The organism is Luteimonas aquatica, assembly GCF_022662575.1.
GTDB lineage: Bacteria > Pseudomonadota > Gammaproteobacteria > Xanthomonadales > Xanthomonadaceae > Luteimonas > Luteimonas aquatica.
The window spans coordinates 293,110-312,287 of record NZ_JALBFU010000001.1 but is presented as its reverse complement, the minus strand read 5'-3'; the positions used below and the strand labels follow the sequence as shown (position 1 = coordinate 312,287).

Sequence of the window (19,178 nt, the reverse complement as noted above, 5' to 3'; positions counted from 1 at the left end):
CCTTTCGCTTCGCCCCGGCCCGAGGCCCGCTGTCCGCCTCAAGGCAGGTTGCGCGTCTGTCCCTCGCCGCGCACGACGAAGCGTTCCACGGTCAGCGACTCCGCGCCCATCGGCCCGTAGGCGTGCAGGCGCGTGGTGGAGATGCCGATCTCGGCGCCGAGGCCGAGCTCGCCGCCGTCGGAGAAGCGCGAGGAGGCGTTCACCATCACCACCGCCGCGCGCAGCGACTGCACGAACGTCTCGGCATTGGCCGCGTTCCGGGTGGCGATCACCTCGGTGTGGTCGGAGCCGAAGCGGCGGATGTGCGCGATCGCCTCCTCGAGCGACGCCACCACCCGCACCGCGATGATCAGGTCGAGGAACTCGGCCGCGTAGTCGTCCTCGCCGGCCGCGACCACACCCTCGACCAGGGCCTGGGTGCGCGCATCGCCGCGCAGCTCGACGCCGTGCCCGCGCAGCAGGGCCGCGGCCCTGGGCAGGAAGTCGGCCGCCGCGTCGGCATGCACCAGCAGCGTCTCCAGCGCGTTGCACACGCCCGGGCGCGAGACCTTGCCGTCCAGCAGCAGGCGCAGGGCGAGCTCGCGGTCGGCATCGGCGTCCACGAACAGGTGGCAGACGCCCTTGTAGTGCTTGATCACCGGCACCCGCGCATGTTCGGCGACGAAGCGGATCAGCCCTTCGCCGCCGCGCGGGATCGCCAGGTCGACGATGTCGTTGAGCTGCAGCAGCGCCAGCATGGTGTCGCGGCTTAGGTCCTCCACAAGCGTCAGCGCGGCATCGGGCACGCCGGCCTCGCGCAGGGCGCGCTTGAGCGAGGTGGCGATCGCGGTGTTGGAATGGATGGCCTCGCTGCCGCCGCGCAGGATCACCCCGTTGCCGGCCTTCAGGCACAGCGCCGCGGCGTCGGCGGTGACGTTGGGACGGGCCTCGTAGATCATCGCCACCACGCCCAGCGGCACGCGCACGCGCTCGATGGCGATGCCGTTGGGGCGCGTGTCGCGTCGGGTGACCTGGCCGACCGGATCGGGCAGCTCGGCCACCTCGCGCAGCGCCTGGGCGATGGCCGCCAGGCGCTTGGGGTCGAGCTTGAGGCGGTCGAGCATGGCGCCGCCGATGCCCTTCTCCGCCGCGGCGGCCAGATCGCGCGCATTGGCGGCCAGGATGGCCGCTTCGTCGGCCTCCAGCGCCGCGGCCATCGCGCGCAGCAGCGCGTTCTTCGCCTCGGTGGACAACTGCGCCACCGCCTGCGCGGCGTCGCGGCAGGCCAGGGCTTGCGATTTGATGTCGGACATGGCTCAACCTCTGGAGAAATCCACCCGTGCGGGCCGCCCTTCCCTTCCTGCCCGGGAACGGGAAGCGGACCGGCTCGCGGCCCGCTGGGCGTCAAAGCAGCGAAAGATCGTCGCGATGGATGATCGTCTCGCCGTAGTTGTACCCCAAGGCCGCCTCGATGTCGCGCGAATGGCGGCGCGCGATGCGGCGGATGTCGGCGGCCGAGTACTGGCTGACTCCGCGTGCGATGCGCGCGTTCTCGATGCAGCCGTCCTCGTGTTCGCGGCGCAACAGCACCTCCACCATGTCGCCGCGGCGGAACTCGCCCTCGGCCCCGAGCACCCCGCCGGGCAGCAGCGAGGCGCCCTTCTCGATCACCGCGCGCGCGGCGCCGTCGTCGACGAAGATGCCGCCCGGCTCGGCCGGCGCGTTCTGCAGCCAATGCTTGCGCGCGGCCACGCGGCTGCGCGCGGCGTGGATGCGGGTGCCGACCAGGCGGTCGCGCGCCAGGCCTTCCAGCACATCCGCGCGCGTGCCGTTGAACAGCACCGTCGCCACGCCGGCCGCGGCCGCGCGCTGCGCCGCCTCCAGCTTGGTGCGCATGCCGCCGGTGCCGACCGCGCTGCCGGCGCCGCCGGCCACCGCCATCAGCGAGGCGCTGAGCTGGGCGATCACCTCGACCGGCCTGGCATCGCGATGCGTGCGCGGGTCGGCGTCGTAGAGGCCGTCGATGTCGGTGGCGATGAATAGCACCTCCGCATCCACCAGCGCCGCCACGATGGCGGCCAGCGTGTCGTTGTCGCCGAGCTTGAGCTCGTCCACCGAGACCGTGTCGTTCTCGTTGACGATCGGCAGCGCCGAGCGGCGCAACAGCTCGCCCAGCGTGGCGCGGGCATTGAGATAGCGGCGGCGGTTGCGCAGGTCGTCGTGGGTCAGCAGCACCTGCGCCACCGGCCGCTCGAAGAAGCCCTGCCAGAACCCCATCAGCTGCGCCTGCCCCAGCGCGGCCAGCGCCTGGCGCTCGGCCATCGCGGCGCCGGCGACGGGAGTGCGATGCGCGATCGCCCGTCCGGCGGCGACCGCGCCCGAGGAGACGATCACCACCTCGCGCCCGGCGCGCTGGCTGGCGGTCACGAAAGCGGCGATCGCCTCGGCGTGGCGCGGCGACAAGCCGCCGCCCCCGCTTTCGGCGGCGCCCGCGGCGAGCAGGCTGCTGCCCACCTTGAGCACGGCGCGGCGCCAGGGCGGCAGTTGCTGCTCGCCGAAGGCGGCGGTCGCGGAGAGGCCGCTCATGCCGCGGGCCGCGTTCGGTCGAGTTCGGACAGGCGCGCGCGCAGCACGTCCAGGCGCGGGTCGCCGGCCGCGCCGGGCGACACGCGCGCGGCCAGGCTGGCGGCGGGATCGCCCCCGGCCCAGCGCTGCGGATCGGCGGCCTGCCGGTAGGCCTCGCGAAACGGGATGCCATTCCGCGCCAGGTCGATGGCCAGGTCGGTGGCGTACATCGAGGCCTCGATCGCGCCCTGCATGCGCGCCCGGTTCCATTCCAGGTTGCGCAGCAGGTCGGGCAGCAGCGCCAGCGCCGGCAGGCCCTTGCCGAAGGCGTGGAACAGCGCGCCCTTGCTCAGCTGCAGGTCGCGGTGGTAGCCCGAGGGCAGCGACAGCAGCTGCTCGATCTCGCCGCGCGCCGCGGCCACGCTGGCGTAGCTGGCGCGCATCAGTTCGATCACGTCCGGATTGCGCTTGTTGGGCATGATCGAGCTGCCGGTGGTGTACTGCGCCGGCAACGACACGAAACCGAATTCCGCGGTGGTGAACAGGCTCAGGTCCCAGGCCAGCCGGCGCAGGTCGAGCACGGCGCTGCCGAGCGCCTCGATGGCCGCCATCTCGAACTTCCCGCGCGAGAGCTGCGCGTACAGCGGCGAGACCTGCAGGCGCGAGAACCCGAGCGTCTGCCCGACGTCCTCGCGCGGCAGCGGCAGGTTGACGCCGTAGCCGGCCGCCGTGCCCAGCGGATTGGCGTCGACCCAGGCCAGGGTGTCGCGGGCGCGTTGCGCGTCGTCGATGAAGGCCTCGGCCCAGCCGGCCCACCACATGCCCAGCGAGGACACCACCGCGCGCTGCAGGTGGGTGTAGCCCGGCAGCGGCACTTCGCCTTCGGCCTCGGCGCGCGCGAGCGCGATGCCGGCGACCTCCGCGTCCAGGGCCTCCACCCGCGCCAGCTTCTCCTTCAGCCACAGCCGCGTGGCCACCAGGATCTGGTCGTTGCGGCTGCGGCCGGTGTGGATGCGGCGCCCGGCATCGCCCAGGCGCTCGGTCAGGCGCGCCTCGATGGCGCTGTGGCCGTCCTCGAAGCGCGCATCGAGCACGAACGCGCCGCCGCGGAAATCCTCGGCCAGCGCGTCGAGCTCGCGCAGCAGCGCCGCCCGCTCGTCCTCGGACAGGATGCCGATCCTCTCCAGCCCCTGCGCGTGCGCCTTGCTCGCCGCGATGTCGTGCAGGAAGAACTCGCGGTCCAGCAGCACGTCGTCGCCGGCCAGGAAGTCCTGGATTTGCGCATCGACGGTGACGCCGGGTTTTTGCCAGAGCAGGTCGGACATGGGGTTTCTCGCTCTATCGAAAATCCGCGCGATCGCGCGCGCAGGCCTGGATCGCGCTCGGCACTATGTTCATGCGGGAATCCCCTCTAACTCGCCGAAGCCGAAGGCCAGGTTGAGGTTCTGCAGCGCCTGCGTCGCGGCGCCCTTGAGCAGGTTGTCCAGGGCGGAGACCACGACCAGGCGCCGGCCGTCCGGGGACAGGGTGAAGCCGCCGATCTCCACGCCGTGGCGGCCGGCGATCTCGCTCACCCACGGCGCGCGCTCGCCGACCCGCAGCAGCGGTTCGTCGGCGTAGCGCGCGGCATAGCGCGCCAGCGCCTCCTCCGGCGCCAGCGGCTCGCGCAGGTGCAGGTTGGCGGTGATGGTCAGGCCGCGAAAGTGCGGCGCCACGTGCGGCATGAATTCCACCGGATGGCCGAGCTGGCGCGTGACTTCGCGCTCGTGCAGGTGGTCGGCCAGCGCGTAGGGCATCAGGTTGTCGCGCAGCTTCTGCGGATCGTTGCGGTCCGAGGGCGTGGTGCCGGCGCCGGAATAGCCGGAGACGCCGAAGCACTGCACCGGTCCGTCGAGCAGGTCCAGCATCGGCGCGATCGCCAGCTGCATGGCGCTGGCGTAGCAGCCCGGGTTGCTGATCCGGCGCTGCCCGGTGTAGCGGGCGCGGGTCAGCTCCGGCAGGCCGTAGTACCAGCCGTCGTCGAAGCGGTAATCGGCGGACAGGTCGACGATGACGGGTCCCGAACCGGCGTGATCGGCACCTGCCGCATCGAAGGCCGCCACGCAGTCGCCGGCCTTGCCGTTGGGCAGCGCCAGCACCACGGCGTCGGCGCCCAGCGCCGGCAGCGTCTCGTGCGCCGGCGCGCTGTAGCGCAGCGCGCCGCGGTATTCGGCCACGTGCGCTGAGACCGGTTGTCCGTCGAGCTCGCGCGAGGACACGAAGGCCAGCTCGAAGCGCGGATGCGCCGCGATCAGGCGGATCAGTTCCGCGCCGGTATGCCCGCGCGCGCCGACGATGCCGATGCCGGCCTTGCCGCTAGCCATGACGGTGGCTCTCCAGTTTCGCCCGCAGGTTGCTGCGCACCGCCGGCCATTCCGCGTCGATGATCGAGAACACCACCGAGTCGCGGACGCTGCCGTCGTTGTGCCGCATGTGGTTGCGCAGCACGCCGTCCTGCCTGGCGCCCAGGCGCGCGATCGCGGCGCGCGAGGCGTGGTTGAACCAGCTGGTCTTGAGCGCGACCGCGATGCAGCCCAGCGTCTCGAAGGCGTGCGCGAGCAGCAGCAGCTTGGCTTCGGTGTTCAGGCCGGTGCGCTGCACCCGCGCCGCGTACCAGGTGTAGCCGATGGACACGCGCGGCACCTTCTCGGCGACGTCGTAGAAGCGCGTGGTGCCGACGATCTCGCCGCGGCGGTCGCGCGCCACCCAGGGCAGCGCCGTGCCGGCGTCGCGCATCGCCAGCGCGGCGGCCACGTAGTCGCGCATCGCTTCCGGCGCCGGCACGCTGCCGTACCAGGCCTTCCACAGCTCGCCGTCGCGCACCGCCTCGGCCAGCGCTTCGGCGTGCCCGGCCGCCAGCGGCTCCAGCGTGACGTGTTCCCCGCGCAGCGTCGGCGCCTGCGACCAGACGCTCATGCCGCCGCCCCGCTGGCGCCGGCCGCACGATCCGCTTCCGCCCGGTCGATCAGGGTCGGCGCGCGCTCGGCGCAGTGCGCCACCGCCCGCTGGATCTCGTCGAAGTCCTGCAGGCCGTACCAGAACACCTTCCACTTCTCCTGCTTGTAGCAGCCGTCGGATTCGGCGTAATAGAAATGGTTGACCGCGTTGTGGTGGCGCGAGCGCCAGAACAGCTTCGGCGTCTCCTCGCGCATCACCTGCCAGACCGCGCGGCCCAGGCCCTCGCCCTGGGCGTCGTCCAGCACCGCGAACTTGTCCAGGTACGGCAGGCCGCCCTCGTCGGTGAGCAGCACCGCGGTGCGGTAGTTTTCGCTCACGTAGGCGCGCAGCAGCCGCGTGCGCTCGAAGTAGTCCGGCGCCAGCAGGCGGCCGAAGCTGGATTCGATCAGGCCGCGCAGGCGCTCGCGGTCGAGCTGGTCCCAGGCGGTGGCGCGCAGCACGCGCTCGCCGCGCCGCACCAGGGTGCCCGAACCCTTGTGCGTGAACAGCTCCTTGGCCAGGTCGGAGGGCCGCGTGATCGAGACCGAGGAGGCCAGCGGCAGGTCGTCGAGCAGGTCCTTGATCTGCTCCAGCTTCACCCGCATGCCGCCGTTGATCCAGGGCTGCGCGATCAGGTGCCCGTATTCGGTGGACAGGTTGATCGAATCGATCACCTTGCCCTGCTCGTCGAGCAGGCCGCCGGTGCCGGTGAGGAAGATGATCTTGTACGGCTGCAGCACCTGCACCAGCTCGTTGGCGGCGAAGTCGGCGTTGACGTTGAGGATCTGTCCGCCGGGCGTTTCGCCCAGGCTGGCGATCACCGGGATCGAGCCGGCCTGCAGGCTGGCCTCGATCGGCGCCAGGTTGACGCGCTTGACCTCGCCCACCAGCCCGTAGGTGTCGCGATCGAGATATTCGGCCTCGAACACGCCGGAGGTGATCGAGGTGGCGCGCGCGTCGACCGCCTGCAGCGCCTCCACCAGCTTGAGGTTGGAGGCCTGGAACACGCGGCGCACGATCGCCAGCGCTTCGGGCGTTGTCACGCGCAGGCCGTTGACGGTGCGCTTCTCGATGCCGGCGCCCGACAGCTCCTCGTCGAGCTGCGGCCCCGCCCCGTGCACCACGATCGGGGTCAGGCCGACCTGCTGCAGGAAGGCCAGCGACGAGGTCAGCGCCTCCAGGTCGTCGCGCAGCACCGCGCCGCCGACCTTGACCACGGCGAAGCGCTTGGCGTCCAGCTGCGAGAAGCGCTTGAGGTACTGGCTGATCTCCTTCGCGCTGGCCATGCTCGAGAGCAGGCGCACGATGGTCTGGCGGGTCTGCGTGTTGGGCGCTTGCACGGTGCTCATGGGCCTTCGATGATCCGGGAAACGTGTTGTGCGTAGGTCTGCAGCTGCTGCAGCGACACCCATTCGTCGGCGGTATGCGCCTGGGCGATGTCGCCGGGCCCGAACACGACGGCGGTCAGGCCGGCATCGGAGAACAGCGCCGCCTCGGTCCAGAAATCCACGGCGTTGCCGATCGGCAGGCCGAGCGCATCGGCGAGGTCGCGCGCGGCCAGTCGACGGTTCTCCGCGTCAGCCGTGTCGCCCGCCGGCAGCGGCAGGCCGCGGAACGTCGGCTCGTAGAGGGTGCCTTCCGGGGCGAGCGCCCGGAACCGCGCGTGCAGGTCGTCGAGTCCTTGCGACGGCAGCGGGCGGAAGCCGAAACGCAGTTCGGCCCGCGGCGCGATCATGTTGGCCTTGATGCCGCCGTCGATGCGGCCGACGTTGAAGCGCAGGCCGGTGAGGCCGCCGAAACGCTGGTGCGACTCGGCCGCGACCAGGGCAAGCGCGTCCGAGCCCCAGCGGATCGCCTGGTGCAGCGCGCTGGCCTGCAGCGCATCCGCGCCCGAAGCATGCCCCGCCCGTCCCTTGAACTCCATGCGCACCGAGGCGATGCCGCGATGCGCGAGCACCGCCTCGCACTGGGTCGGCTCGGCGACCAGGACCTCCTCGAAGCCGTGGTCGGTCGCGAGGAAGGCGTCGATGCAGCGCGCGTCGTTGGCTTCCTCGTCGGTGGAGAACAGGAAGGCGGCATCGCCCGGCACGGCGTTGGCGGCGGCGATCAGGCAGGCCGCCGCGCCCTTGATGTCGCAGCTGCCAAGGCCGATGGCGCGGTCCCCGGCGACGCGCAGCCGCAGCGGATCGGCGCTCCAGGCCGGCGAATCAGGCACCGTGTCCAGATGCACGTTGAACAGCCGCTTCGGCGCGCCGCGCACGGCCAGCAGCGTGACCGCGCCGGCGCCGTGGTCGCGCACCTCGATATGGAAGCCCGCCAGTTGCGCGCGGATGTAGTCGAAGATGCCGCCGGCGGGCGCGATCGCGCGCGGCGGGTTGCGGGTGTCGAAGGACACCAGCGCGGCGAGATGGTCGAGGACGGAAGGCAGCATGCGGGTCTCGATTACGTCCGGTTCACTTCCGCCCACAGCGTCGAGCTCATGCCGTAGAGCTTGATGAAGCCCTCGGCCTCGGCCACGCCCCAGTCGGCCGACTGCGCGTAGGTGGCGCCCTTGGCGTTGAGGATGTGAGGCGAGGCGATGGCCACTGCGTCCACGCGGCCGCCGCGCGTCTCCAGGGTGACCTCGCCGTTGACGGTGGCCTGCGAGGACGCCAGGAACGCCTCCAGGTTGCTCTTGAGCGGATCGTGGAAGAAGCCCTCGTAGACCAGCTCCACCCACTTGCGCGCGACCTCCGGCTTGAAGCGGTTCTGCTGCTTGCTCAGCACCGCCTCCTCCAGCGCGCGGTGCGCGACCAGCAGCGCTGCCAGCCCGGGCGCCTCGAACACGATGCGACCCTTCAGGCCGATGGTGGTGTCGCCGGTGTACAGGCCGCGGCCGACGCCGTACTGGGCGAACATGGTGTTGAGCCTGGCCAGCAGTTTCGCGCCCGGCATCTCCACCCCGTCCAGCGCCACCGCCTCGCCCGCGACGAAGCGCAGCGTTGCTCGCAGCGGCTCGGCCGGCCAGGCGTTGCGCGGCGCGCACCAGCCGCGCGCGCCCTCGCCCGGCGCCTCCCAGCGGTCGATCTCGCCGCCGGACATGGTCAGGCCGAGCAGGTTCTCGTTGATGGTGTAGGCCTTCTGTTTGGCGCGCACGCCGAAGCCGCGCTGCTCCAGGTACTGCTGCTCGTAGGCGCGCACCTCGGTGTGCTCCTTCTGGATCTCGCGGATGGGCGCCAGGATGGTGTAGTCGCCGCTGGCCTTCACTGCCAGGTCGAAGCGCACCTGGTCGTTGCCCATGCCCGTGCAGCCGTGGGCGATGGCGCGCGTGCCCAGGTCGTGCGCGCGCGCCAGGGCGGCGTCGACGATCAGGTAGCGGTCGGACACCAGCAGCGGATACTGCGCCTGGTAGCCCTCGCCCGCCCACACGAACGGTTTGACGAAGCCGTCCCAGATCGCCGGGCCGCCGTCGACGGTGACGTGGCTGGCCACGCCCAGCTCGGCGGCGCGGTCCTCGATGAACTTGCGCTCCTCGGCGTCGACGCCGCCGGTGTCGGCGAACACCGTATGCACGCGCCAGCCGCGTTCTTGCAGGTAGGGCACGCAGAAGCTGGTGTCGAGGCCGCCGGAAAAGGCCAGGACGACGTCACCTTGGACAGCAGCACCTTGGACGGCGGCGCCTTGGACGGCAGCGCCCTGGGCGCCGGCTTCTTGGGATTGGGGAGCGGTCATCGGTGGGGTACTCGCGGTCGCAGGATGGGACAAACGGGAAAATCGGAAAGGGATACAGCGCGCAGGTTGCAGTCTGCAGACAGGCCGGCCGCCGCCGGCCGCGGCCCTAGCCCTGCCCGGCCAGCGCGGCCATCACCGCCTTCTGCACGTGCAGGCGGTTCTCGGCCTCTTCGATGGCGATGCAGCTGGGCGAATCCATCACCGCGTCGGTGGCCTTGACGTTGCGGCGCAGCGGCAGGCAATGGCTGAAGACGGCGTTGTTGGTCCTGGCCATCTTGGCCTCGTCGACGATGAAGTGCTTGTACTGGTCGCGAATGGGTTTTTCCGGCGCCCAGTTGCCGAAAAACGGCAGCGCGCCCCAGCTCTTGGCGTAGACCACGTCGGCGCCGGCGTAGGCGCTGTCGATGTCGTGGCTGATCGTCAGCGAGCCGCCGGACTCGGCGACGTTGTCGCGCGCCCATCCCATGTAGCGCTCGTCGAGCAGGTACTGCTCGGTCGGGCACAGCAGGGTCACGTCCATGCCCATGCGGGTGGCGATGGTCAGCGCGGAATTGGCCACGGCGGTGTTCAGCGCCTTGGGGTGGTAGGTCCAGGTCAGCACGTACTTCCTGCCGCGCAGGTCGGCGCTGCCGAAATGCTCCTGCAGCGCCAGCGCGTGCGCCAGCTCCTGGCAGGGATGGGTGATGGTCTCCATGTTGATCACCGGCACGGTCGCGTACTTGGCGAAGCCGGCCAGCACCTTGTCCTGGCGGTCGATGCTCCAGTCGACGAACTTCGGGAAGGCGCGCACGCCGATCAGGTCCACGTAGCGGCTGAGCACGCGGGCCACCTCGGCGATGTGCTCCTCGGTCTCGCCATCCATGACTGTGCCCAATTCGAACTCGATCGGCCACGCGTCCTTGCCGGGCGCCAGCACCACGGCATGCCCGCCCAGCTGGAAGGCGCCCAGTTCGAAGCTGGTGCGCGTGCGCAGCGACGGATTGAAGAACACCAGCGCGATCGACTTGCCTTCCAAGGGCCGGCCCTTGAGCGCGTCGCCCAGCCTGTTGCGCTTGTACAGCGCCGCCTGGGTCAGCAGCGCGTCCAGGTCGGCGCGGCTCCAGTCCTGCGTATTGAGAAAGTGCTTCATGTGAAAACCCAGCCTTTGCATTGAAAAGTCCGCACGCGGATGTGCGGGTTGTCGCGGAGCGACCCGCGTACCGCGCGGGTTGTGGCGCAAGTCCCCGCGTACCGCACAAACGAAAAAACCCGGCATTCGCCGGGTTTTTCAGCTCGAGACGCAAAACCGCCTCCGGCCTACCCAGCGAGCAGTCGGGTTTCCGGTCGGCGCGCGCGCGAGGTCATCCCCGCCGCCATGCGGGCGGAGGTGAGGACATCGGCGTCGGCGTAGGTCTGGCGCATCGGTGGCAGATGGTCGCATGGGCGGGGGCGGCGCGCAAGGATTGCGCGGGCCGGCGCCGCGGCGCTACTTGCTGTCGCCGCCGGCCACGATCGGCGTCACCGACACCCGCACGCGCAGGCGGTTGCCGGGGTCGTACGGCAGGCGCGAGCGGTACTTGATGCCGTGATGGACATAGTCGATGTCGTAGGCGATCGGGCGCCGGAACTCCTTGTCGACCGGCACCAGCCGGCACTTGCGGCCCGCGTCCTTGGCCGGGGGCGTCCCCGGCTCGTCGGCCTGCCGGGCGTCGGCGTCGGAGCTGAAGACGCCCTTCACCGAGTCCAGGAAGCGCATGAACCCGCGCTGTTCCTCGCCGTCCGCGGCCCGGTGCCTGCGCTTCTCCGACCCGGACGGCTCCTCGCATTCCTCCGTCATGCTGGTGGCGCGCAGGGTCTGGTAGACCGGCTGCGCCCGCAACACCTGGGCATATTCGGTGCGTACGTTCTCCGGCTGGGGGAGCACCACTTCCTGCGCTGCCGCCGGCAACGCCATGGCGGCGAGCAGGACGGCGGCGGCGAGGAGAGAGCTGCGGAGCATCAAGGCCTGAGGCGGAATCCGGGACGCGAGCAGTGTAGGTGCTCGTTTGCGACAGGGGCTGAATCTCGGCTGTCATGCCTTAGAATCCCGGACTCCTTCTCGACACCGAGCTGCCTTCCATGGCGCGACACCCAAGGCCGCGGATCGCCCTTCCCGGCCTGCGCGCGTGCGCGGCCCGGGGCACGCGCCAGGGCGCCGGCGCCGCGCCCGCCGGGAAGATCTCCGCCAGCCCGCGCTTCCCCACCCGCCTGTCCCGACGATGAGCCTGCGCCTTTTCAACACCCTGACCCGCCAGGTCGAAGCCTTCACGCCCCTGGATCCGGCCTGCCCGACGATGTACGTCTGCGGCCCCACGGTCTACAACTACGTGCACATCGGCAACGCCCGCGGCCCGGTGGTCTTCGGGGTCCTGGCCGCATTGCTGCGCCGGCAGCACGGCGCCCTGAAATACGCGCGCAACATCACCGACATCGACGACAAGATCAACGCCGCCGCCGCCGCCCAGGGCGTGCCGATCGGCGCCATCACCGACCGCTTCGCCGCCGCCTACCGCGAGGACATGGCCGCGCTCGGCGTCGCCCCGCCGGACATCGAGCCGGAGGCCACCCGCCACGTCGGCCAGATCGTGGCCATGATCGAAACGCTGATCGCCGGCGGCCATGCCTACGCCGCCGAGGGCCACGTGCTGTTCGCCGTCGACACCTTCGGCGGCTACGGCAAGCTTTCCCGCCGCGATCCCGACGACATGCTGGCCGGCGCCCGCATCGAGGTGGCGCCCTACAAGCGCGGTCCCGGCGATTTCGTGCTCTGGAAGCCCTCCAGCGACGACCTGCCCGGCTGGGACTCGCCCTGGGGGCGCGGCCGCCCGGGCTGGCACATCGAATGCTCGGCGATGGCCGCGGCGCACCTGGGGGAGACCATCGACATCCATGCCGGCGGCGTGGACCTGCAGTTCCCGCATCACGAGAACGAGATCGCGCAAAGCGAATGCGCGCACGGCGGCAAGGCGTTCGCGCGCTTCTGGCTGCACAACGGCATGCTCAACTTCGCCGGCGCGAAGATGTCCAAGTCGCTGGGCAACATCGAGAAGGTGCACGACCTGGTGCGCGCGCATCCGCCCGAGGCGCTGCGCTACGCCCTGCTCTCGGCGCACTACCGCCAGCCGCTGGACTGGTCGGAGGGGCTGATCGAGCAGAGCGTGCGCACGCTCGACCGCCTCTACGGCACCCTGCGCGACCTGGCCGACGTCGAGGCCGCGGCGGAGATCCCCGCGGCGGTCGAGGCGGCGCTGGAAGACGACCTCAACACGCCGCAGGCGCTGGCGGAGATCGCCGCGATCGCCGCGGACGCGCGCAAGACCGAGCGGATCGAGGACAGGCGCCGCCTGAAGGCGCATCTGCTCGGCGGCGGGCTCGCGCTCGGCCTGCTGCAGCAGGCGCCGGCGGACTGGTTCGGACGCGGCGTCTCGGGCGACGACGACGCCCGCATCCAGGGATTGATCGACGAGCGCGCGGCGGCCAAGAAGCACCGCGACTTCGCCCGCGCCGACGCCATCCGCGAGCAGCTGGCCGCCGAGGGCATCCAATTGGAGGACACGCCGCAAGGCGTGCGCTGGAAGCGCGCCTAGCGCCCGCGACCCGATTGCCCCCCGACCTCCCCGCCCCCATCTGGCCTCGATGACCCCCGCCGCATCCCCCTTCCCGCTCGAGCCGACCGCCGCCCAGGCGCAGGCCGCGATCCAGGACGAGTTCTCCTTCTTCGGCGACTGGTCCGAGCGCTACCAGTACCTGATCGACCTCGGGCGCAAGCTGCCCGCCTTCCCCGAACAGTGGAAGACCGAGGAGCACCGCCTGCACGGCTGCCAGTCGATGGTCTGGATCGTGCCATCCGGCGACGCGAACCGGCTGGACTTCGCCGCGGTCAGCGATTCGGCGATCGTCTCCGGCCTGATCTTCCTGGCGCTGCGCGTCTACTCCGGGCGCAGCGCGCGCGAGATCCTCGACACCTCGCCCGACTACATCGCCGACGTCGGCCTGGCCAGGCACCTCTCGCCCACGCGCAGCAACGGGCTGGCCGCGCTGCTGGCCTACATCCGCGAAACGGCGCAGCGCGCGTCATGAGTTCCGGGGCGCCCGCCGTCCTGGCGGAGTCCTCGCCCCTGCGCAACCGCGGCTTCGTGTCGCTGATGGTGTACCGCATCTGCACGATGCTGTCCTACCAGATCGTCGCGGTGACCGTCGGCTGGCACGTCTACGAGGTCACCCGCCAGCCCTTCGCGCTGGGCCTGATCGGCCTGGCGGAGGTGCTGCCGTATTTCTGCGTGGCGCCGTTCGCCGGCTACCTGGTCGACCACCTGCCGCGCCGCAAGCTCGGCATGGCCGCCTGCCTGGGCCTGGTGCTCACCCCGCTGCTGCTGATGGCGCTGACCGCGGGCCTGCTGCCGATCGCCGGCGTCTGGCCGATCTATGCGGCGATCGCGCTCACCGGCATGGTGCGCGCCTTCCTCGGACCGGTCTACAACGCGCTGTTCGCGCGCGTGCTGCCGCGCGAGCAGTTCACGCGCGGCGCCAGCCTCGGCAGCGTGGTCTTCCAGGCCGGCCTGGTGATCGGCCCGGCGCTGGGCGGCGCGCTGGTGGGCTGGGCCGGCAAGGCCGCGGCCTACGGCACCGGCGCCGGCATCGCGCTGCTGGCCGTCGCCGCGCTGGCCTCGATGCGCGTCACCGAGCCGCCGCAGCTGCTGCAGCGCGCGCCGATCTTCGCCAGCATCGGCGAGGGCCTGCGCTTCGTGTTCGGCAACCAGATCATGCTCGGCGCGATGGCGCTGGACATGTTCTCGGTGCTGCTGGGCGGCGCGGTCTCGATGCTGCCGGCCTTCATCCACGACATCCTGCACCACGGCCCGGAAGGCCTGGGCATCCTGCGCGGCGCGCCGGCGCTGGGATCGATCCTGGTCGCGCTGTGGCTGGCGCGGCATCCGCTGCAGAAACATGCCGGCCGCGTGCTGCTGGTCGCCGTGGCCTGCTTCGGCCTGTGCACCATCGCCTTCGCGCTCTCGCGCCACTTCTGGCTGTCGGCGGCGATCCTGGTGGCCTACGGCATGTGCGACGGCGTCTCGGTGGTGATGCGCTCGACCATCATGCAGCTGGTCACGCCCGACGACATGCGCGGGCGGGTGTCCTCGATCAACGGCATCTTCATCGGCTCCTCCAACGAGCTGGGCGCGTTCTACGACGGCGTGATGGCGCGCCTGATCGGCCTGGTGCCGGCGGTGATCGTGGGCGGCTGCGTCACCCTCGGCGTGGTCGGCGTCACCGCCTGGCGCGCGCCGCGGCTGCGGCGGCTGGATCTGCGCGAACTGCAATAGCGGCCGCCGGCCGCGTCACGGCGGCGTCGCATCGCGCCGGACATACTCGCGGCGCCGCATCGACAGGGGGATCGCGGCCCCACGCAACCCCGAGACGCAACCTCGAAAGGAGAGCCCCATGTTGAAAAGCATCCGCGCCGCCGCCTGCGCGCTCGCGCTGGCCGCCGCCTCGGCCCCGGCCCCGGCCACCACGCCGGCGACCAGCCAAAACGAGGCCCCCTCCGCGGACCTCGCGCAGCTGTCCGCCGTGCTCGAGGGCAAGGCGCCGGCACGACGCCCGCTGTCGTTCGACGGCCAGGAAACGCCGTACGAGGCCTGCTTCCGCCTGTGCAAGGAATACTGGCAGGAAGAGTGCCCGCAGATCGGCCGGGAGAACTGCGAAGAGGGCTACCAGCGCTGCTACGAGAACTGCTGGTGGTGACGCGCGGCCGGTGACGGCAAAGAAAAAGCCCCGCGATGCGGGGCTTTTTCGTTCCGGCGCGGCTCTGCCGGCCTCAGTCGCCGATCTGCTTCTGCAGGTGTTCCCAGCGTTCCTGCTCGTCGATGGTGCGCTCGGCGGTCAGGCGCGCCTCCAGGCGCTCCAGGCCGATCTCCTCGCCCGAATCCACGCTGTAGCCGTACTCGCCGGCGTCCAGGCGCTTGAGCGTGCTGTCGATCTTGCCGATGAGCTTGCGGTAGCGGTCGCGGGTGCGCAGTTCCAGCGAGTTCTCGGTCTCGCGGGTGGCGCGCTCGGCCTCGTCGCCGACGTCGCGCACTTCGTCCTTGAGGTTCTCGATGGTCTGCTTGGATTCCTCGACCAGGTCGGCGCGCCACTGCAGCAGGCGCTGGCGGAAGTACTCGACCTGCAGCGGGCTCATGTATTCCTCGTCCACGCTGGGCCTGTAGCCCTCGGGGACGAGCGGGCGGCCGCTGGCCTGGTCGACCTTGTACGGCACCACCTTGACCTTGACCTTCGGCGCCGGAGACGCGGGCTTGGCCGCGACCGCCACCGCCACCTTGCCCAGCGGGCGCGGCGCGAAGGGCGACCTGCCGGCGGCCGGCTTGGCGGCGCTGCCGTTGGCCGGCGCCGAAGACTTGGCAGGCGCCGAGGACTTGGCAGGCGCGGCCGCCTTGGCCGGGGCCGGCTTCTTCTCGACCTTCTCCGCGGCGGGGCGGCTGGCGGGCGCGGGCTGCTTCTTCTCGACCGCCGGCTTGGGCGCGGCGACCGGCGCCGCGGGCGCCTTCTTCACCACCGGCTTGACGGCGGCCTGCTTGGCCTTGGCCGCGGGCTTGGACGGCGCGGCCTTCTTGACCGGCTTGGCCGGGGCCTTCTTGGCGGCCGGCGCCGCCTTTTTCGGGGCGGGCTTCTTGGCCGCGACCTTCTTCGGAGCGGGCTTCTTGGCCGCAGGTTTCTTGGCGGCCGGCTTGGAAGCGGGCTTCTTGGCGGGGGCGGCCTTCTTGGCGGCGGGCTTGGAGGGCTTCTTGACGGCCTTGGCGGCCTTCTTCGCGGGTTTCTTCACTGCCACTTTGATGCGGTCCTTCCTGATATTCCCGGGCGGGAATGGGTTCCCTTGGATGGGAAAGCGCGCTGTTATACCCTTCTCCGTTGACAGCGGCAACCGCGGCAGTCTGCCGCAGCCCCCATTCATACGCCGTGATCGACCGCCTCCTTATTCTCCTGCTGCGCGGCTATAAACGCTGGCTGAGCCCCCTGCTCGGCCAGCGCTGCCGTTTCGTGCCCAGCTGCTCGGAATACGCCATGGAAGCCATCGGCCGGTTCGGCGCCTGGCGCGGCGGCTGGCTGGCGGTCCGCCGCATCGGCCGCTGCCATCCGCTGCACCCGGGCGGCCACGACCCGGTCCCGCCTCCGCCGCCCTAGCCGCCGCGCGGCCTGGCGGGCATGCCGCCGCGCCGTGCACCGCCATGGACGGCGCGATCCTTCCGCCGCGACCCCCACCTCCAGGAATCCTCCATGCCGTCCAATACCACCCTGATCGTCAACGCCCGGCTCGTCAGCGACGGTCGCGAATCCGACGGCGACCTGCGCATCGCCGGCGACCGCATCGAGGCCATCGGTCCCGGCCTGGCCGCCCGCGAGGGCGAGACGGTGATCGACGCCGGCGGCCGGCGCCTGCTGCCCGGGATGATCGACGACCAGGTGCATTTCCGCGAACCGGGCATGGAATACAAGGCCGACATGGCCACCGAGTCGGCCGCGGCGGTAGCCGGCGGCCTGACCAGCTTCATGGACATGCCCAACACCAGTCCGCCGACGCTCAACGCCGCCGCGCTGGAGGACAAGTACCGGCGCGCCGCCGGCCGCGCCCGCGCCAACTACGGCTTCTACTTCGGCGCCAGCAACGACAACCTCGACGACATCCGCAGCCTCGATCCGCTGGCCGCGCCCGGCATCAAGGTGTTCATGGGCGCCTCCACCGGCAACATGCTGGTCGACAATTCCGACACGCTGGACGCGATCTTCCGCGAGGCGCCGACGCCGATCATCACCCACTGCGAAGACACGCCGATGATCGACGCCGAGCTGGCGAAGTACCGCGCCGAGTACGGCGACGACATCCCGGCCGACAAGCATCCGGACATCCGCTCGCGCGAGGCCTGCATGAAGTCGACGCAGCTCGCGCTCTCGCTCGCGCGCCGGCACGGCACGCGCCTGCACGTGCTGCACATCTCCACCGCCGACGAGCTGGCGCTGTTCACGCCGGGTCCGCTGGTGGACGGCAACGGCGTGCGCAAGCGCATCACCGCCGAGACCTGCATCCACTTCCTGCGCTTCGACCGCGCCGACTACGCGCGCCTGGGCCACCTGATCAAGTGCAATCCGGCGATCAAGGACGCCGAGGACCGCGAGGCGCTGATCCGCGCCCTGGCCACGGACACGATCGACGTGCTCGCCACCGACCATGCCCCGCACACGCTGGAGGAAAAGGCGCAGCCCTACGTGCGCGCGCCCAGCGGCCTGCCGCTGGTGCAGTACGCCCTGGTCGCGGCGCTGGAGCTGGTGCACGAGGGCCGCCTGACCACGGCGCAGGTGGTGCAGAAGTTCGCGCACGCGCCGGCGCAGCTGTTCGACGTGAAGGAACGCGGCTACCTGCGCGAAGGCTATTTCGCCGATCTGGTGCTGGTGGACGACACGCCCTTCACCGTGCGGCGCGCCGACGTGCTCTCCAAGTGCGGCTGGTCGCCGTTCGAGGGCACGAGCTTCCGCTCGCGCGTCGCCTCGACCTGGGTCAACGGCGCGCTGGCCTGGGACGGCGCGCGCCTGCTCGGCGAGCCCGGCGGCCGGCGCCTGGAGTTCGCGCGTTGAGGCACCTCGCCTGGAGGCAGCGCGTCCTCGCGCCGCTGCTCGCGGCCTGCGCCGGTCTCGCCGGCGCGCAGCAGCCGGCGGCCACCGGCGCTTCCGCGCAGGCGCACGAGCAGCGCATCGTCTTCCCGGCTTCGGTGTCGCAGGGTGCGCTGGTGCTGGGCAAGGTGCCGGTCGGCAGTACGGTGCGCTACGCCGGCCGCGAGCTGCGGCCCACGCCCTACGGCACGGTGGTGTTCGGCGTCGGGCGCGACGAGAAGGGGCCGCTGGCACTGCAGGTGCGGCGCCCGGACGGCGGCACCGATGCGGTGTCGATCGCGGTCACGCCGCGCGACTGGCCGCTGGAACGCGTCGACGGCGTGCCGCCCAGGACCGTCAATCCCCCGCCCGAGATCGTCCGGCGCATCGAACGCGAACAGGCACTGGTGGTGGCCGCGCGCCAGCGCGACGACGACCGCGGCGATTTCGCGCAGCCCTTCCAGTGGCCGGTGCGCGGCCGCATCAGCGGACGCTTCGGCAATGCGCGCGTGTACAACGGCCAGCCGGGCGCCGGCCATTCGGGCATGGACATCGCCGCGCCGGCGGGCACGCCGGTGAAGGCACCGGCCGCGGGCGTGGTGACCTTCGCCGCGCCGGATCTGTATCTCACCGGCGGCACCCTGCTCATCGACCATGGCCATGGCGTCAGCAGCAATTTCCTGCACCTGTCGCGCATCGACGTGAAGCTCGGCGACCGCGTGCAGCAGGGACAGACCGTCGCCGCCGTGGGCGCGACCGGCCGCGCCACCGGCCCGCACCTGCACTGGGGCATGAACTGGTTCGACGTGCGCATCGATCCGCTGCTGGTGCTCGAACGCGCCGCCGGCAACGCACCGGTCGGCGCGAGTTCGCCGTGATGCCGCGCCGGCGAGGCGCTGCGGTCGCGACGCTGGCCCTGGCATGCGCCGCCTGCCATGCCGCGACGCCGCCCACGCTTCCCTCCCAGGACGCCCGCATGCGCAAGCCGCCGCACAGTTCTCCCGGCTTCCAGGTGCCGAACAGCCGCGTGTTCCTGCCGGCGTCCGCGGCGGCGGGCGGCACCGTGGAGGGGCGCGCGCCCGCCGGCAGCACGATCGAAGCCTTCGGCCTGCGCCAGACGGTGGCCGCGGACGGCCGTTTCCGGCTGGCGATCCCGGCGGACGCCTCGGGCGCGCACACGATCCGCGTGCGGCGCCCGCACATGACGCCGCTGTCGCTGCGCATCGACGTGACCGGCGCCGCCGCTCCCTGACGTTCGGCAGGCGGCCGACGAGACCGCGCGCCAC

18 protein-coding genes and 1 pseudogene are annotated in these 19,178 nt (G+C 71.4%); 8 read left to right on the top strand and 11 right to left on the bottom strand.

Annotated features, from left to right (window positions below):
• Nucleotides 1-38: 38 nt before the first annotated feature.
• The 10 genes and pseudogenes from MD221_RS01490 to MD221_RS01445 all read right to left on the bottom strand — a co-directional run bounded on the left by MD221_RS01490 (nucleotide 39) and on the right by MD221_RS01445 (nucleotide 11,209).
• Entirely contained in the window at nucleotides 39-1,292 is a 1,254-nt protein-coding gene (locus MD221_RS01490; RefSeq protein ID WP_242107281.1) for a glutamate-5-semialdehyde dehydrogenase, read from the bottom strand.
• A 91-nt stretch (nucleotides 1,293-1,383) separates the two neighbouring features.
• Complete coding sequence (gene proB / locus MD221_RS01485; RefSeq protein WP_242107279.1) at nucleotides 1,384-2,565, bottom strand: glutamate 5-kinase; 1,182 nt, start codon at nucleotides 2,563-2,565, stop codon at nucleotides 1,384-1,386.
• Nucleotides 2,562-3,869 (bottom strand): argininosuccinate lyase, encoded by a 1,308-nt coding sequence (argH, locus tag MD221_RS01480; RefSeq protein ID WP_242107277.1) that lies wholly within the window; start codon nucleotides 3,867-3,869, stop codon nucleotides 2,562-2,564. Before argH ends, proB begins: the two co-directional genes overlap by 4 nt.
• Before the next feature lie 69 nt (nucleotides 3,870-3,938).
• Entirely contained in the window at nucleotides 3,939-4,907 is a 969-nt protein-coding gene (gene argC, locus MD221_RS01475) for an N-acetyl-gamma-glutamyl-phosphate reductase (protein WP_242107275.1), read from the bottom strand.
• Nucleotides 4,900-5,499, bottom strand: a complete 600-nt coding sequence (locus MD221_RS01470; RefSeq protein ID WP_242107273.1) for a GNAT family N-acetyltransferase — start codon at nucleotides 5,497-5,499, stop codon at nucleotides 4,900-4,902. Before MD221_RS01470 ends, argC begins: the two co-directional genes overlap by 8 nt.
• Nucleotides 5,496-6,869, bottom strand: a complete 1,374-nt coding sequence (locus MD221_RS01465) for an acetylglutamate kinase (protein ID WP_242107270.1) — start codon at nucleotides 6,867-6,869, stop codon at nucleotides 5,496-5,498. Before MD221_RS01465 ends, MD221_RS01470 begins: the two co-directional genes overlap by 4 nt.
• The gene (locus MD221_RS01460) at nucleotides 6,866-7,951 is read right to left on the bottom strand and encodes an acetylornithine deacetylase (RefSeq protein ID WP_242107267.1); all 1,086 of its coding nucleotides are present in this window, start codon (nucleotides 7,949-7,951) and stop codon (nucleotides 6,866-6,868) included. Before MD221_RS01460 ends, MD221_RS01465 begins: the two co-directional genes overlap by 4 nt.
• An 11-nt stretch (nucleotides 7,952-7,962) precedes the next feature.
• Nucleotides 7,963-9,147, bottom strand: a pseudogene (locus MD221_RS01455) (argininosuccinate synthase); the annotation flags it as partial.
• 190 nt (nucleotides 9,148-9,337) lie between these two features.
• Nucleotides 9,338-10,360, bottom strand: coding sequence for an N-acetylornithine carbamoyltransferase (locus MD221_RS01450; protein ID WP_242107265.1), 1,023 nt, complete (start codon nucleotides 10,358-10,360; stop codon nucleotides 9,338-9,340).
• Between the two features lie 336 nt (nucleotides 10,361-10,696).
• Nucleotides 10,697-11,209 (bottom strand): hypothetical protein, encoded by a 513-nt coding sequence (locus tag MD221_RS01445; RefSeq protein WP_242107263.1) that lies wholly within the window; start codon nucleotides 11,207-11,209, stop codon nucleotides 10,697-10,699.
• Nucleotides 11,210-11,468: 259 nt separating this feature from the next.
• Between MD221_RS01445 and cysS the strand changes: the two genes are divergently transcribed.
• From cysS to MD221_RS01425, 4 genes are all read left to right on the top strand, one after another.
• Nucleotides 11,469-12,836, top strand: a complete 1,368-nt coding sequence (cysS, locus tag MD221_RS01440; protein ID WP_242107261.1) for a cysteine--tRNA ligase — start codon at nucleotides 11,469-11,471, stop codon at nucleotides 12,834-12,836.
• Nucleotides 12,837-12,885: 49 nt separating this feature from the next.
• The gene (locus MD221_RS01435; RefSeq protein ID WP_242107260.1) at nucleotides 12,886-13,329 is read left to right on the top strand and encodes a SufE family protein; all 444 of its coding nucleotides are present in this window, start codon (nucleotides 12,886-12,888) and stop codon (nucleotides 13,327-13,329) included.
• The gene (locus MD221_RS01430) at nucleotides 13,326-14,573 is read left to right on the top strand and encodes an MFS transporter (protein ID WP_242107259.1); all 1,248 of its coding nucleotides are present in this window, start codon (nucleotides 13,326-13,328) and stop codon (nucleotides 14,571-14,573) included. The genes MD221_RS01435 and MD221_RS01430 overlap by 4 nt, the downstream gene beginning before the upstream one ends.
• 118 nt (nucleotides 14,574-14,691) lie before the next feature.
• Entirely contained in the window at nucleotides 14,692-14,994 is a 303-nt protein-coding gene (locus tag MD221_RS01425) for a hypothetical protein (protein WP_242107258.1), read from the top strand.
• A 73-nt stretch (nucleotides 14,995-15,067) separates the two neighbouring features.
• On the opposite strand, the gene dksA is transcribed toward MD221_RS01425, so the two are convergent.
• Nucleotides 15,068-16,078, bottom strand: a complete 1,011-nt coding sequence (gene dksA / locus MD221_RS01420) for an RNA polymerase-binding protein DksA (RefSeq protein WP_242107257.1) — start codon at nucleotides 16,076-16,078, stop codon at nucleotides 15,068-15,070.
• 128 nt (nucleotides 16,079-16,206) lie between these two features.
• On the opposite strand from dksA, the gene yidD reads away from it, so the two are divergent.
• From yidD to MD221_RS01400, 4 genes are all read left to right on the top strand, one after another.
• Nucleotides 16,207-16,431: a membrane protein insertion efficiency factor YidD gene (gene yidD, locus MD221_RS01415; RefSeq protein WP_242107256.1), complete on the top strand. Its 225-nt coding sequence runs from the start codon at nucleotides 16,207-16,209 to the stop codon at nucleotides 16,429-16,431.
• Between the two features lie 93 nt (nucleotides 16,432-16,524).
• Nucleotides 16,525-17,877 carry a dihydroorotase gene (locus MD221_RS01410; protein WP_242107255.1) on the top strand — a complete coding sequence of 451 codons (1,353 nt, stop codon included), beginning with the start codon at nucleotides 16,525-16,527 and terminating at the stop codon, nucleotides 17,875-17,877.
• Entirely contained in the window at nucleotides 17,874-18,770 is an 897-nt protein-coding gene (locus tag MD221_RS01405; RefSeq protein ID WP_242107254.1) for a M23 family metallopeptidase, read from the top strand. Before MD221_RS01410 ends, MD221_RS01405 begins: the two co-directional genes overlap by 4 nt.
• Nucleotides 18,771-18,868: 98 nt before the next feature.
• Complete coding sequence (locus MD221_RS01400; RefSeq protein ID WP_242107253.1) at nucleotides 18,869-19,144, top strand: hypothetical protein; 276 nt, start codon at nucleotides 18,869-18,871, stop codon at nucleotides 19,142-19,144.
• Nucleotides 19,145-19,178 lie beyond the last annotated feature (34 nt).

Excerpts from the sequence above, each read along its gene's own strand:
- MD221_RS01410 (WP_242107255.1), top strand. The coding sequence starts at position 16,525 with ATGCCGTCCAATACCACCCTGATCGTCAACGCCCGGCTCGTCAGCGAC.
- proB (WP_242107279.1), bottom strand. The coding sequence starts at position 2,565 with ATGAGCGGCCTCTCCGCGACCGCCGCCTTCGGCGAGCAGCAACTGCCG.
- MD221_RS01465 (WP_242107270.1), bottom strand. The coding sequence starts at position 6,869 with ATGAGCACCGTGCAAGCGCCCAACACGCAGACCCGCCAGACCATCGTG.
- MD221_RS01400 (WP_242107253.1), top strand. The coding sequence starts at position 18,869 with ATGCGCAAGCCGCCGCACAGTTCTCCCGGCTTCCAGGTGCCGAACAGC.
- MD221_RS01445 (WP_242107263.1), bottom strand. The coding sequence starts at position 11,209 with ATGCTCCGCAGCTCTCTCCTCGCCGCCGCCGTCCTGCTCGCCGCCATG.
- MD221_RS01490 (WP_242107281.1), bottom strand. The coding sequence starts at position 1,292 with ATGTCCGACATCAAATCGCAAGCCCTGGCCTGCCGCGACGCCGCGCAG.
- MD221_RS01470 (WP_242107273.1), bottom strand. The coding sequence starts at position 5,499 with ATGAGCGTCTGGTCGCAGGCGCCGACGCTGCGCGGGGAACACGTCACG.
- argC (WP_242107275.1), bottom strand. The coding sequence starts at position 4,907 with ATGGCTAGCGGCAAGGCCGGCATCGGCATCGTCGGCGCGCGCGGGCAT.
- MD221_RS01430 (WP_242107259.1), top strand. The coding sequence starts at position 13,326 with ATGAGTTCCGGGGCGCCCGCCGTCCTGGCGGAGTCCTCGCCCCTGCGC.
- MD221_RS01450 (WP_242107265.1), bottom strand. The coding sequence starts at position 10,360 with ATGAAGCACTTTCTCAATACGCAGGACTGGAGCCGCGCCGACCTGGAC.
- MD221_RS01425 (WP_242107258.1), top strand. The coding sequence starts at position 14,692 with ATGTTGAAAAGCATCCGCGCCGCCGCCTGCGCGCTCGCGCTGGCCGCC.
- argH (WP_242107277.1), bottom strand. The coding sequence starts at position 3,869 with ATGTCCGACCTGCTCTGGCAAAAACCCGGCGTCACCGTCGATGCGCAA.
- MD221_RS01435 (WP_242107260.1), top strand. The coding sequence starts at position 12,886 with ATGACCCCCGCCGCATCCCCCTTCCCGCTCGAGCCGACCGCCGCCCAG.
- cysS (WP_242107261.1), top strand. The coding sequence starts at position 11,469 with ATGAGCCTGCGCCTTTTCAACACCCTGACCCGCCAGGTCGAAGCCTTC.
- MD221_RS01460 (WP_242107267.1), bottom strand. The coding sequence starts at position 7,951 with ATGCTGCCTTCCGTCCTCGACCATCTCGCCGCGCTGGTGTCCTTCGAC.